The sequence below is a fragment of the Paraburkholderia madseniana genome (assembly GCF_009690905.1).
GTDB lineage: Bacteria > Pseudomonadota > Gammaproteobacteria > Burkholderiales > Burkholderiaceae > Paraburkholderia > Paraburkholderia madseniana.
This window is the reverse complement of sequence record NZ_VOSW01000038.1, coordinates 11,530-24,689: the sequence shown is the minus strand read 5'-3', so window position 1 is coordinate 24,689 and position 13,160 is coordinate 11,530. Positions and strand designations below refer to the sequence as shown.

General features: G+C 62.2%; 8 protein-coding genes. 1 reads left to right on the top strand and 7 read right to left on the bottom strand.

The genetic code is table 11. The features are described 5' to 3' along the window. Nucleotides 1-324: 324 nt before the first annotated feature. Genes FSO04_RS20565 through FSO04_RS20550 form a run of 4 tightly spaced genes read right to left on the bottom strand, consistent with a single transcriptional unit; the run spans nt 325 to nt 6,055 of the window. The gene (locus FSO04_RS20565; RefSeq protein WP_154561908.1) at nt 325-2,331 is read right to left on the bottom strand and encodes an acyl-CoA synthetase; all 2,007 of its coding nucleotides are present in this window, start codon (nt 2,329-2,331) and stop codon (nt 325-327) included. Continuing rightward, on the bottom strand, nt 2,328-3,284 hold the full coding sequence (locus FSO04_RS20560; RefSeq protein ID WP_154561906.1) for a fumarylacetoacetate hydrolase family protein: 957 nt from the start codon (nt 3,282-3,284) through the stop codon (nt 2,328-2,330). The genes FSO04_RS20565 and FSO04_RS20560 overlap by 4 nt, the downstream gene beginning before the upstream one ends. A 34-nt stretch (nt 3,285-3,318) precedes the next feature. Further along, nucleotides 3,319-4,389: a VOC family protein gene (locus tag FSO04_RS20555; protein ID WP_154561904.1), complete on the bottom strand. Its 1,071-nt coding sequence runs from the start codon at nt 4,387-4,389 to the stop codon at nt 3,319-3,321. Between the two features lie 13 nt (nt 4,390-4,402). Further along, nucleotides 4,403-6,055 (bottom strand): bifunctional 3-(3-hydroxy-phenyl)propionate/3-hydroxycinnamic acid hydroxylase, encoded by a 1,653-nt coding sequence (locus FSO04_RS20550; protein ID WP_154562024.1) that lies wholly within the window; start codon nt 6,053-6,055, stop codon nt 4,403-4,405. A gap of 172 nt (nt 6,056-6,227) precedes the next feature. Here FSO04_RS20550 and FSO04_RS20545 point away from each other — a divergent pair, with 172 nt between their 5' ends. Continuing rightward, nucleotides 6,228-6,983: a TetR/AcrR family transcriptional regulator gene (locus FSO04_RS20545; protein ID WP_154561902.1), complete on the top strand. Its 756-nt coding sequence runs from the start codon at nt 6,228-6,230 to the stop codon at nt 6,981-6,983. A gap of 87 nt (nt 6,984-7,070) precedes the next feature. On the opposite strand, the gene FSO04_RS20540 is transcribed toward FSO04_RS20545, so the two are convergent. From FSO04_RS20540 to FSO04_RS20530, 3 genes are read right to left on the bottom strand one after another with little or no spacing between them, the layout of a single operon-like run. Beyond that, nucleotides 7,071-8,534: an efflux transporter outer membrane subunit gene (locus FSO04_RS20540; RefSeq protein ID WP_154561900.1), complete on the bottom strand. Its 1,464-nt coding sequence runs from the start codon at nt 8,532-8,534 to the stop codon at nt 7,071-7,073. Continuing rightward, on the bottom strand, nt 8,531-11,710 hold the full coding sequence (locus tag FSO04_RS20535; RefSeq protein WP_154561898.1) for an efflux RND transporter permease subunit: 3,180 nt from the start codon (nt 11,708-11,710) through the stop codon (nt 8,531-8,533). The genes FSO04_RS20540 and FSO04_RS20535 overlap by 4 nt, the downstream gene beginning before the upstream one ends. After that, the gene (locus tag FSO04_RS20530; protein ID WP_154561897.1) at nt 11,707-12,924 is read right to left on the bottom strand and encodes an efflux RND transporter periplasmic adaptor subunit; all 1,218 of its coding nucleotides are present in this window, start codon (nt 12,922-12,924) and stop codon (nt 11,707-11,709) included. Before FSO04_RS20530 ends, FSO04_RS20535 begins: the two co-directional genes overlap by 4 nt. Between the last annotated feature and the right edge of the window lie 236 nt (nt 12,925-13,160).

The following is a 13,160-nucleotide window of genomic DNA, read 5'->3' as shown; positions in this document are numbered from 1 at the left end:
GAAAAAAAATCCAAGCGGGCCTGTCGGTAGCAGTAGCTCGATACGCACGCACGGTTTCTGATTCGAGCGCGCGCGGCTGAATCGGGTAACCCGAACCGGCGTCGAGAAAGTCGGCCCGAGCCATTTTTCAACCTGCGAACGCAAAGACCTTTCCGATGCAATACTCATCCTCTTTCCCTTCCAAACGAATAGGTATACTAAATTTAATACACTGACAGACATTTCAACGTGGCATCGCGCCGGGTACTTCCGATCAACCTCTAATCCGGTCGCACGACCGAACACGTCCCTTTGAGGTCGTGGCTCGTGTCACGTTGGCCTGCCCTACGCATCTGTTGCTGCCGGGTCCGTCCCCGTCGGTTGCTCCGCCCGTGCTGGCCTCGCGGCGGCCGAGATCGAAAATGCGAACGGAAAGCGTCCGAGCGCGGAAGTCGCCAATGCTTCGAACGCGGGGTCGCCAAGTTCGACGTGAAGTGAAATTCCACGCGAGATGTCATCAATGAGGCTAACGGTTGCATCCTCGACGCCAGCCTCTACGAGGGCCGACTCCAGGGCGTCTGCCATTTCGCGGCGTTTTAGCGCGGGCTTGAAGATCTTGCCGACGCCCGTCAGCGGCATCGCATCCACGATCCGTATCCCCTTTGGCAACGCGGCGCGTTCGTTGATCTCGTGACGCAGAAACTCGGCCAATTCCGCTTCCGTTGCCGTTGTGCCCGGCTTTAGCTGGACATAGGCAACCGGCAACTCGCCCGCGTGCATATCGGGACGGCCTACGGCTGCCGCGATCTGGACTGCGGGATGGCGATGCAGTGGTTCTTCGATTGCCGCAGGGTCGATGTTGTGTCCGCCCCGGATAATCAACTCCTTCTGCCGGCCGGTGAGCCAGAAGTAACCGTCGGGGTCGCACCGTCCGAGATCTCCGGTATTGAGCCAGCGGCCGCCGTCACCACTTTCCATCCAGATGCCACTATTCTGCTCCGGCCGGGTATAGCCAACGAACACGTTTGGCCCGGAGATAACCAGCTGGCCGACCTCATCCGCAACGCAATCTCGTACATACCGGCCGGTTTCATCGACCACCACTGCTTTCATTGCCTGACCGGGCAGACGAAGACCAATCGAACCGACCCTGCGCTCGCCAAGCGGAGGGTTCACGCTGCTAACGCAGGTACCTTCCGTGAGGCCGTAGCCCTCAAGGATTCTTATTCCTGTACGATCCTGGAAAGTGCGAAGTAATTCCACCGGCATGGGGGCGGCGCCACACAGTCCATACTCGAGCGAGCTGATATCGTGCTCGCCAACTGGAACGTCCAGCAGCGATCCGTAGAGTGTCGGGACAGCGCTGAAGAAGTTGATGCGGTAATGCTCGACAATTTCCCAGAAACGCTTTACAACGCCTTCGCCCCGATAGCCTTGCGGTGTGCCGAGCACGACGTGGGCACCACGCGAGAACGCCAGCAGACCTGTCACCATCACGGCGTTCACGTGGAAAAGCGGCAGTCCGCAAAAAATCGCTTTTCCCGGACCAATGCTTTCGCCGAAGAATTGACCCGCGTTCCACGCATTGGCCACTTCGTTGCCGTGCCGTCGAACCGCAATCTTCGGCAGCCCGGTGGTACCGCCCGTGCAAAAGAACGACGACACATCATCCATGCTCAGTCGACGCGTGCTGCTGAGCGCCACCCCGGACTCCCCCGCGATGGCGGTGCTGAAATCGTGGATGCCGACATGCGCAGGAACGGCACCGTGAACGCCGCCAGGCCCATGCAGTTTCGAAGACTCGCCACGTTGAAGCATCCGGGCCGCAAATCCCTTTTCACCCGGCATGCGGTCGGCCGGATTCACGAGCACCAGATGCTGAAGGGAAGGCACCTTGCGCAACACCGCTTGCACCTTTTGCCAGAGGTCAGTTCCGGGCAACGGTGCCAGGGTCACGAGCACGCTCGCACCTGAGGCGTTCAGCAGTTCGCCGATGGCTTCGCCCTCAAGCAGCGGATTGATCGCGCAGACAATCCCGGCGGCTTCCCCGCCCCAGATCACCAAGTGCGTTTCAGGGAGGTTGGGCAGAACGTATGCGACAACCGAGTCGCGGTGTACTCCAAGGCGCGCAAACATGTTTGCGGTTCGCGTGACATCGCGCACGAGTTCACCATACGTCCAGCACTCAGCGTTCCGGTGGTCGTCGGCCGTTGCAAAGAACGAAAGTGCGGGTGCCACTGGATTGATGGCGGCGCCCCGGCAGATCATCTCGTAGGTACTCGACGGAAGATCCGCCAGTTGCCCCTGCGTTTCAATGGCAAGGACATCGTGTACGTTTGCGACGCCTTTCATGCCGCCTGTTCCATAACGACGTTGTGCTGTACGCCCAGATCGATCGAGCGGTCATGGCTGGCGATATGCGCCTCCACGACGTCACCCACGCGCAGATACTGAGGCCTTTCCTCCTGCATCTTCAGGAAAAGCCGCCACTTTTCCGCCTCAGGCAGTTGCGCCGCGGCGCGCTGCTTTTCGGGTGACGGAATAGTCAGCGCACAACCGGAGGGCGTGCCGGTCGCGAGCAGGTCCCCGGCGCGCAGGTCGTGTAGGGCGGAAAGCTCCGTCAAGGTCTCCGCCGGGCCGTAGACGAGGCCCGCCGTGGAGTCATTCTGGCGGACAGTTCCGTTTACCGTCAGCGTCAGCACGAGCTCCTTCAGCTTTGGAATATCCTGTTTCTCCAGGAGGCAAAGGTAAGGGCCGACAGGGCCAAAAGTGCGATAGCTCTTGCCCTTGTAGAACTGCATCTGTGGAATCTGGATATCGCGCGCGGAATAGTCGTTGACGATCACGGCGCCCGCGATGTAGTCATGCAGGTTCCCGTCAGTGACAGTTTCGCGCGACGTAATGTCGCGTTTGAGGACAAGACCGAGTTCGATCTCGTAGTCGAGGAACTGCACCTCGTTTGGCTTAACCACGGGCGAGTCGGCCGGAACGATGCAGCTTGTTGCCTTCGTGAAGATCATATTGAATTTCTTCACATCCGGGTCCATGCCGGACTCGATCATATGCTGGCGATAATTCGCGCCCTGGCAAATGAACTGCTGATTGGCGGTCACGGGCGACAACCATTGCACTTCCGATTCGGGAATCGTCGGACCGCTCAGCACGAACAGCCGTTCGACCGGATTGGCCTCGATAAACTCGGCGGTCGTCTTGAACTCGCCGGGAATCGGCGTGATAGTGCCATTAGCGACCACACCCCACTGGGCGCGGCCATGGTGCAGGTAATGCAGAACGTGAAGTGCCATTTATCGATCTCCGGATTCTATGGAAGGGGTTGGTTCAAGCGAAAAGCTTTGCCAGCATCCGCAGCTTGCTCAGAGTCAGGTCGGGGCTGCGGCGCAGGTTCCTGAAGAGCGCCACGATGCTCGAAAGCGTGAATCTGGGTTTTGTGAAACTGCGCGGCATTGTCGGTCCCCATTGCGCCATCGCCTCACGGCTCACGGCATGAACACCGGTCGGCGCATCGGCCGTAAAGAGATCGCCGTCGCAATAGTGCTCATGCTTGTCGCCCCACGGGTCCTGCCAGTAGTCGAAGATCTGGCTGCCCAGGATATGACGGCCAATTCCCCAAGCGTGCGTCCAGCCCTTCTCGCGCAGGACGCGCTGGCCCATGCCGACCGCGTCGGCATCCACGACTTCGTAGGCACTATGGCTGTAGATGGGCACGAAGCCTTGTGCAAGCGCGAGCGTATGGTGATCGGCCGGCTTGTCGCCGAGATCGAGCCGCATGAACGCGACGACCGGCGAGCCATCGGGAAGTACCTGCACATCGCTCGGGATGAATCCAAAATGCCGCGTATACCATGCGCAGGTTTCCTGGTAGTCGGCGAGTTCGAGCACGACATGTCCGAGCCGGATAACTTCGGGCGCGCACTCGGGCGGTCGCTGCGTCCCGTTAATTCGGACGGCCGCATCCACGGAGTTGAACGGCAATGGCGGCCGATGGGATAGCGTCGAAGCTGGCGCCTGGCCCCATATTGCATCGACGCGAAAGCCAGAAGGATCTGTCAGTCGTACTGTATAGCCGCCGCCTGGCAACTGCGACCGTTCGACCTCAGAGGCGCCGGGCACTTTTGCAAGCGCATCAAGATCGGCCATGTTGTCGACCTGTAGCCCGAAGCCGACGAACATGGATTTCGGCGCCTTTCGGACGACGTAGCAGAAATGCGAAGCACCCGTTCCCCGCAGTAGGACGAGCGCATCAGTGCGCGATACCGTTCGGAGCCCGAAGTCATTGAGAAATTGCTCGGCTTTCTCGAGATCTGGCCGGTCGAATATCAGATAGGCCAATGCCGACGCTTTCGTCGTGGGATCGGGGTGACGGGACGGCTGTACAGTAGTCAGTTTCATGGCAGAACGGAAATCAAACGGTTCGGATAGCGTGTTCGGCTTCCATAGCCGGCGCGCCGACGGGGTTCGTCAGCAAGGCAAGACTCTCGCGCACGATACGGTTCACGTCGGTGGCCGCACCGTCGTGGACGATCGTCTTGTCGGGCCGGACTACGGCAACCCACCCGACGGGCACCAGCCCCGGAAGAAATACGCCTTCAAGGTCTTCCCAACTGTCGAGCGCGGCAAGATGCAGCCGTTGCCCCCGATGGGCAATCTGGACAACGCGCCCCTCGGCACGCGCAAACGCTGCGGCCGTCGCGTGCTCTAGCACAGCCGCCGCATCCACGCCAAACCCGATCAGCGTGAGACCCTGCCCGAGCACGTCGTCGCTCAGACACGTGGTGCCATCGGAACCTCTCACCCAGCCTTGCGCGATGACTGCGCCACGAACAAGCCTGGTCGACGAGCGGCCCTTGGCGAACAGTCCACTGCGAAATGCGTTCTTCGGCTTGATCTGCAGTTCCTCAAATTGCGCGCGCAGGCGCGGCACGAGTCCCGCAAGTCGCATCAACCCATGAGTCAACAGCGCAACCGCGCCACTTCGCGGCATGACGAGCCTACTCATGAATTTTGCAAGGTTGATCATTGCCTTTGCATGCGGGCGCCGCTCCTCGTCATAGGTATCGAGAATCCTTGGGTCGGCACGTCCGTGTACCACCCATGCCAATTTCCAGCAAAGATTGGCGGCGTCCCGAAGGCCTGCTACCAGCCCCTGCCCGACGAATGGAGGCGTGATATGGGCCGCGTCGCCCGCGAGGAACACCCGCCCCTTGCTGAATGCGTCAACGGTGCGCGCATGGAAGCGATACACGGCCTTGCGCTCGATGATCATCTCTTCGACGTTGCCCCATGGAGAGAGCAACTCCCGGATGCGTGTCTCGGATTCCATTTCCTCGCGTCGCTCTCCAGGCTGCAGCATGAATTCCCAGCGTTCACGGTGGCCAGGCGCGACCATATGCGGGATTGGCCGACGGTGATCGCAGATGAATTCGATGTGATCGATCGGACGCGGTACGTAGCGGGCATCGACGATCAACCAGTCCTCGGCGAACGTCTTACCTTTGAATTCCTGGCCGATGAGCTGCCTCACCAGCGAACTCGCCCCGTCCGCGCCGACCAGATAGCGGGCACGGACCTCATGAGTGCGCCCGTCCCCGAGGTCCAGCGACGCGAGCACATGGTCCCGTTCCTCCGTGAAGCCCTTCAGTCCGACACCCAGCGCAATATGCGCACAGTCATATGTCTCGAGCCGGGCGCGCAGGCACCGCTCGAGATCCGGCTGGTAGAACGTGACGAGCTTCGGATGGCCATCCAGGCTGCCCAGCGAATTCACGCTGCCGAACAGGCCCAGCATGGGCGACCTCATGCGGACGTACGGTATGGCGATCGTCTCGAAATCGCGCTCGCCAACGCCCGCAAGCTGAAGGATGCGCAGCGCCTCGTTATCCAGTGCGATTGCACGGGGCGCCATGAATACTTCACGCGACTTGTCTACAACCATCACGTTCACACCGTGCCGTGCCAGCAGATTGGCGGTCGCCGCACCGACCGGGCCACACCCGACTATCAGCACCTCTATTGCCTCGGGCAGGTCACGCGTCGGCGGCTGAACCGGGTCCTGCAGGCCGGACGGCCCGGTGGTGTTTATTGCTCCTGTCTCCACTGTCACTCCATCTGTCTATTTGTTTGTCGGGCGTCAACCATGCGCCTTATTGACATTAAAGTCATCGATGACAACTTTGTCAATAGAAACATTCCAATCTATACTTGGATATGAGCAAAGACTGGAACTCGTCATGGCGAACTCTTTAAACCGGCCCGCGCCCAAGCGCTCCACCCGTGCGGACCCCGTTTCTCCGGTCGCCGTTCCCGAGGAGCGCGAGCCGCGCGGAGCGCGTCGCAAGCGCGAGACACGCGCCCGCCTGCTCGACGCTGCCCTCCGGCTAATGGCGGAAAAGGGCATGGAGGGCGTGGCGATCAACGAAATCACTGAGGCCGCCGACACCGGCTATGGCTCGTTCTATAACCACTTCGAGTCGAAAGAAGCCATCTACGCGACGCTCGTCGGCAACGTATTCGAGGAATTCGCCGACATGCTCGATCGCCTCACCGGCGGCCTGTCCGACCCGGCCGAGGTAATTGCCGTCTCGGTGCGCCATACCCTGATGCGTGCGCGGCGCGATCCCGTTTGGGGACGCTTCCTGATACGTGAAGGGTTTTCAGCTCACATCCTGAGCCGTGGGCTGGGCCAGCGGCTGCTGCGGGATATCGGAAACGGCATCGCCGCCAAGCGCTTTGTGGTCGCTGACCCCTTCATCGGCTTTCTTTCGGTGGGCGGCACGGTGCTCGCGGCAATTGCGGCCGAGCTGAATTTCGTCGCGCCGGGCGCGCCGGCGGCAGACCTGCTCGACGAGTTCGGCTTCAGCGGAGAGCATTTCGCCGAGCGTACGGCAGCAACGCTTCTGCAAACACTCGGGCTCAAGCGCACAGAGGCAGAGAAGATTGCAATGCGCGCGTTGCCACTGGTCGAGGCGGAAGTCGACGCGCAATGAGGCGGTTGAAGTCAAGACGCGTTATGGACCGGGATCATCGACGCGACACGAAGAGACAAAGGCCCTCGCCGAATTGCGGAAACAAGGTCATTCTCTTGACGTCACGTGCGGCTGATCGGCAGGCAATTCGCCCATCGCCTGGAAGAGTGCGGCGGTATCGCTCATGCGTTGACTCCCGGCGCGGGCGGCGCTAAGCCGTGCGTTGAGAAACCGCTGCTCGCTGGCGTGCTGTGCCGTTGACGGCAGGGAACCCAGGCGGGCGCGCGACGCCGTTTCGTCGAATGCAGCTTGGGCTGCCTGTGCCGCTCTTTCGGCAAATGCCAGCGTCTGCGCGTCATTGTCCAGTGCGGCAAGCGAATCGGCGACATCCTGGAATGCCGACAGAACTGTCGACTTGTAGTGCAGAACCGTCGCATCGTAGGTATCAATCGAGGCTCTGCGTTGCGCGAACAACGCCCCACCATGGAAGAGCGGCTGGGACAGGCCCGCACCGATCGCCCAGAGCCCGCCTGCACCTGAGAGCATCGCGGGCCAGCTAAAGCCCCCGCGACCCATCGAGGCCGTCAGTGACAGGCTCGGAAAGAGTTGCGCGGTCGCAGCGCCAACGTCGGCCGCGGCGGCCTTCACGGCGGCATCAGCTGCCTGAATGTCCGGACGCGAACGCAGGAGGTCCGAAGGCACGACGACCGGCACGTGGTCGGGCAACGCCAGGCTGTCGAGGTCGGGAACGGTCGGTGCGTTATCGGGCGTCCGGCCCATCAGTACCGCCAGCGCGTGGACGGCTGTGGCGCGCTGCTGGCGTAAGGCCGGAAGACTCGCCGCGATCGAATCTGCCTCCTGCGTCGAGTTGAGCGCCTGCACGTGCGAAATGGACCCGAGCGCGTACCGTTGCTGATCCTCGTTTGCAGTTTCGCTCGCCACGGCGATGAGCCGTTCGGTGAGCGCGATCTGGCGATCGAGCGCCGCCACATTGATCGCCGTGCCGACGATGTTGGCGGCGAGCGCGCGCCGGGCCGCTTCCAGTTCAAATGCCTGCACATTCACGCGATCGGTAGCCGCCGCGTTGGTGTAACGCGTCGCGCCGAAGAGGTCGAACGTGTAGTGCGCTTGAATCTGCCCGGCGAAGAAGTTATAGCGGACCTCGCTTGGGCCGATGCCGGGCACGACCGGTGAACGCGCACGCTCGACCTGGGCGGCAGCGTCGACCGACGGCAGCGTGGACGAGCCGATTTGCCCGCGCAGTTCTTCTTGCGCGGCGGAGAGCGTCCGCTGCGTGGCCGCAAGCGTCGGGCTGTTGCGCAATCCTTCGTCGACGAGCGCATCGAGCGCGTCGGACCGGTAAAGCCGCCACCATTGCAGAACGGCAGTCGAGCCGATATCGAATTGCTGCGCAACGCCATCCGCCACGACAGTCTTCGACGGCTGCACCTGCGCGCCGTAATGCGTGGGCGAAGGCATCACCGGGGGCTCCCCGCTGGGAGCGAACGAGCAGGCCGTCAGTGCGAGCGCCGTAGCCACGGCGATAACGGATGTCTTATAGGCAAAGTTCATGATGAAATCTCCGTATGCTCGACGACGACCGGTTGTATCCCGCGCTCGTCGCGCCGGATGCTGAAGCACGTCGCATAGAGCGCCGGCAGGAAGAAAATGGTCAGTGCCGTGGCGATCGTGATACCACCCATCAGCGCGGTCGCCATGGGCCCGAAGAAAGCTGAGCGCAAGAGCGGGATCAAGGCGAGCACGGCGGCTGCGGCCGTCAGCATGATCGGCCTGAAGCGCCTCACGGTTGCACCGATAATCGCGTCGAAGCGCCCATGCCCCGCCGCGATGTCCTGGTCGATCTGGTCGACCAGAATCACGGAGTTGCGCATGATGATGCCGAACATGGCAATCACGCCGAGCAACGCGACGAAACCAAAGGGCTTGCCGAACAGGAGCAGCGCGGCCACGACGCCGATCAGCCCGAGCGGTGCTGTCAGCACGACGATAAACGTCCGCAGGAAACTCTTGAGCTGGATCATGAGCAGCGTCAGCACGGCGATGATCATGAGCGGCATCTCGGCGTTGATCGAGGTCTGGCCTTTCACGCTTTCTTCGACGGAGCCGCCCACCTCGATGCGATAGCCGACCGGCAGCGTGGCTTTTTGCTCCGCGAGCGCGTGCTCGATATCGCGGGTCACGTCGATGCCCTGCGCGTTGCCCCGAATGTCGGCCTGCACGGTGATCGTCGGTTGCCGGTCGCGCTGCCAGATCACCCCATACTCGAGCGTGTTCCGAACGTGTCCGAGGGAACCGAGAGGAACCGGGCCATTCGGCGTCGGGATCGCCAGGCTCATGAGCTGCGCAGGATTGACACGCTCGCTCTTTGGCGCGCGCAGATCGACGTTGATCAGCTTGTCCTGCTCACGGAACTGCGTGACCGTGTAGCCAGAAAGCGTCATGGCCAGGAAGTTCGATACGTCCTCCGACGACACGCCAAGCTGGCGCGCCCTGTTCTGATCGATCTCGAACGAGAGCGACCGTTCCGCCGGCTCGTCCCAGTCGAACTGCACATCGCGCGTGCGGGAATCGGCGCGGACCTTCTCGGCGACCTCTTCAGCAATTGAGCGCACGGTCGCAATGTCGTTGCCGCTCACCCGGAACTTGATCGGGAAGCCCACGGGCGGGCCGTTCTCGAGTCGCGCCACACGCGTGCGCACGCCGGAGAACTCTCTCCCGAGTTTGGCATCGAGCCAGTGCATCAACTCGTCGCGGTTTTCAACGCTTTTGGCCGTGATCACGAACTGCGCGAAGTTTGGCTGCTGAAGCTGCTGGTCGAGCGGCAGGTAAAAGCGCGGTGCGCCGGTGCCCACAAAGTCTACGAAATGCTCGATTGCAGGCTGGCCGTCGAGCGCCTTTTCCAGGCGCTTCGCTTCGCGCAGGGTCGCCTCGAACGAAGCACCTTCCGGCAGCCGCAGGTCCACAAGCAGCTCTGGCCGTTCAGAGTTGGGGAAGAACTGTTGCGGCACGCGCGTGAAGGCCGCCATCGCGATCGCAAAGAGCACGGCAGTGACGCCGAGCACGGCCCAGCGACGCTCGATACACCACGAGACCCACCCCGACAGGCGCCGGTAGAAGCCGGTGCTGTAAACATCGTGCTCGTGATGGTGCCCGCCACTCTCGTGGCTCTTGCGCTCGGGCAGCATGTGGAAGCCCAGCAAGGGGACCAGCACGACGGCAGCGAACCACGATACGATCAGCGCAATGGCCGACACTTCGAAGATCGAACGTGTGTATTCGCCCGTACTCGATTTCGCGAGTGCGATTGGCAGGAAGCCCGATACCGTCACGAGCGTGCCAGTCAGCATCGGGAATGCCGCGCTCGTGTAGGCAAAGGCCGCCGCGCGCTTGCGACTCCACCCCTGCTCGAGCTTCACGGCCATCGTTTCGACGGCGATGATCGCGTCGTCGACGAGCAGCCCCAGCGCGAGCACGAGCGTGCCAAGGGAGACCTGGTCCAGCCCGATATTGAACACATGCATGCAAAGCGCCGTCACGGCGAGCACGATCGGAATCGAGATCACGACGACCATGCCGGTGCGCAGGCCGAGCGAAACGAGGCTCACGACCAGCACGATTGCTACCGCTTCGCCGACCGACCTTACGAACTCGTCCACTGAATGCTTGACCGCGTGAGGCATGCTCGAGACGGGAGCCAGCTTGAGTCCCGCCGGCATGGCCGCCTGCAGTTCGGCGGTTTTCGCGTCGAGCGCCTTGCCGAGGCTGATCACGTCGCCGCCTTTTTGCATCGTCACGCCGATGCCGAGCGCCGCCTGCCCCCCGACGCGCATCTGGGTGACGGGCGGATCGTCATAGCCGCGCGTGATCTTCGCGATGTCACCGAGCCGGAACGTGCGTTTGTTCACGGTGATGAGCGTGTCGGCGAGCGCCTGCACGTCCTTGAACGCGCCGCTCGGTCGCACGAACACCCGGTCGTCCGCCGTCGTAATGGTGCCAACGGGCGTAACGGTATTTTGTGCGTCGATTGCCTGGGCGAGCTGCTGCGGCGTGATAGAGAGCCCCGTCAGCTCTGCATTCGATATCTCGACGAAGATGTGCTGGTCCGGGTCGCCAAAGTAGTCGACCTTGGCGACGCCGGGCACGCGCAGCAGGACCGTGCGCAACTGGTCTGCGTAGTCGTGCAGTTGCGCAGGCGTAAAGCCGTCGCCTTCAAGCGCGTAGATGTTTGTGTAGACGTCACCGAACTCGTCGTTGAAAAACGGTCCAACCGTCCCCTTGGGCAGCGTCGCCGAGATGTCGCCCACTTTCTTGCGCACCTGGTACCAGGTCTCGGGGACCTCCTTGACCGGGGCCGAATCCTTCATGGCGAAGAAGATCATCGACTCGCCGGGCCGTGAGTAGCTCTTGATGTTGTCGACATACGGTGCCGCCTGCAACTGACGGCCGATCCGGTCCGTGATCTGTTCCTGCACCTCGCGGGCAGTCGCGCCCGGCCAGTAAGTTTTGACCACCATGGTCCGGAACGTGAACGGCGGGTCTTCCGACTGGGCAAGCTGCGTATAACCGATCACGCCGAACAGGGTTGCAAGCCCGATCAGAAAGATCACCAACTGCTGATGGCGCAACGCCCACGCGGAGAGATTGAAGCCACCTTCGCCATGTGCCTCGGAGTCGGACGGGGTGACGGTCGCGCTTTCATGCGCGGTTTCACGGTCGCGTGGGTTCATGACGAAAAATCCTCGGGATGCAACGGGGCCACCACCTGCACGTGTTGGTCTGCGCTCACTGCGTGCACGCCCTGCATCACGACGCGGTCGCCGTCGTGCAGGCCGCCGGTGACAGAGACCGTGCGTTCGTCGTAGCGCGCGATGCTGACAGGGCGCAGCTCAAGGGTGTCGCTGCCCGCGTGCACCACCCACACAGCGGGGTCGTCGCCTTTGTGAAAGAGCGCCGTCACAGGCAGCGCGAACGGACGTGCCGTTGCCGCGTCGCTGGCGGCATCGAACGCAACATTCGCCGTCATGCCGAGGCGAACTTCGGGGCTCGGCGCGGCCAGCGTGAGCTTCACGCGCCAGGTGCGGCTTTGCGGGTCGGCGGCGGGCGACACCTCGCGCACGCGCGCCTCGAAGGTCTTACCAGGCAGCGCAGACAGGCTCACGCGCGCATTGCTGCCGACGGTCAATGCGCCAATCGTCCGCTCGGACGCGTCGCAGACAACATCCACGTCTCCCGTCCAGTCGAGGTGATAGACGGCTTGATCTGCCTGAATGTTCTGGCCGGTGTCGGTGTCCTCCGACGTGATGACGCCGTCGTGGTCTGCCGTGAGCGTGGCGTAGCGCAGGTGATCCGTGGCGAGCGCCATCTGGGCGAGCGCCGAATCGCGCTGCGCGAGGGCGGAAGCGTAGGCGTCCTGGGTCTGCTCCATCTGCGCGGGTGCAATCAGGTTTGCCTGCGCCTGAGCTTTATCTCGATCGAGCTGCTGTTTGGCGTACACGAGACGATGTTCGGCGGCGTCGAGCTGCGCTCGCGCGCTGGCCAGGTTGTTGCGCAGGTCGGTAGGGTCGAGCAGCGCAACGGTCTGTCCCGACTTGACGGTATCGCCGATGCGCACCCGCCGTTCGGTGACCTTGCCTCCAATCCTGAACGAAAGAGGCGTCGAATACCGCGCCTGTATCTGAGCCGGCAATGAGGCGCTCGCCGTGCGCCCGTCGGGATGAACCGTGACAGCAACGACGGGCTTGAGCTCGGGAGCGACGGTTTCGCGCTGGTGGCAGGCCGCTAGCAGCATTGCGCCGCAAGCCGCAATCAGAAGACGTCCCCGGAGGGATGGTCGGACGACGGACGGCAGGAAAGGACGCGCAAGCGTCTGCGCGTTAAGACCGGAAAGTTTCACGATGTTCACAAGGCAGGTGATGGTCCAGCAATAAAATGGGCGAGGCATCGGAAGACACGGTGCGTCTGGCAGCATGCTTTGCAAAGTGCGCGAGCACTAGATCCGGCATACCTACAACTTAGTATTCCTACTCGCTTTGTCTGATACAAGCCGCTTGCAACTCTTCGTACTTCGTCATCGCACGCGGCCACTCCCCACGAAACAGCTAGAGAACGAGCGTAAAACATGTCCTCGCCCCCCAGCCCGGCGCTGGTGGATCTGGATGGCAGTGGACGACTCATTTT

Excerpts from the sequence above, each read along its gene's own strand:
- FSO04_RS20535 (WP_154561898.1), bottom strand. The coding sequence starts at position 11,710 with ATGAACCCACGCGACCGTGAAACCGCGCATGAAAGCGCGACCGTCACC.
- FSO04_RS20565 (WP_154561908.1), bottom strand. The coding sequence starts at position 2,331 with ATGAAAGGCGTCGCAAACGTACACGATGTCCTTGCCATTGAAACGCAG.
- FSO04_RS20545 (WP_154561902.1), top strand. The coding sequence starts at position 6,228 with ATGGCGAACTCTTTAAACCGGCCCGCGCCCAAGCGCTCCACCCGTGCG.
- FSO04_RS20560 (WP_154561906.1), bottom strand. The coding sequence starts at position 3,284 with ATGGCACTTCACGTTCTGCATTACCTGCACCATGGCCGCGCCCAGTGG.
- FSO04_RS20530 (WP_154561897.1), bottom strand. The coding sequence starts at position 12,924 with ATGCCTCGCCCATTTTATTGCTGGACCATCACCTGCCTTGTGAACATC.
- FSO04_RS20540 (WP_154561900.1), bottom strand. The coding sequence starts at position 8,534 with ATGAACTTTGCCTATAAGACATCCGTTATCGCCGTGGCTACGGCGCTC.
- FSO04_RS20555 (WP_154561904.1), bottom strand. The coding sequence starts at position 4,389 with ATGAAACTGACTACTGTACAGCCGTCCCGTCACCCCGATCCCACGACG.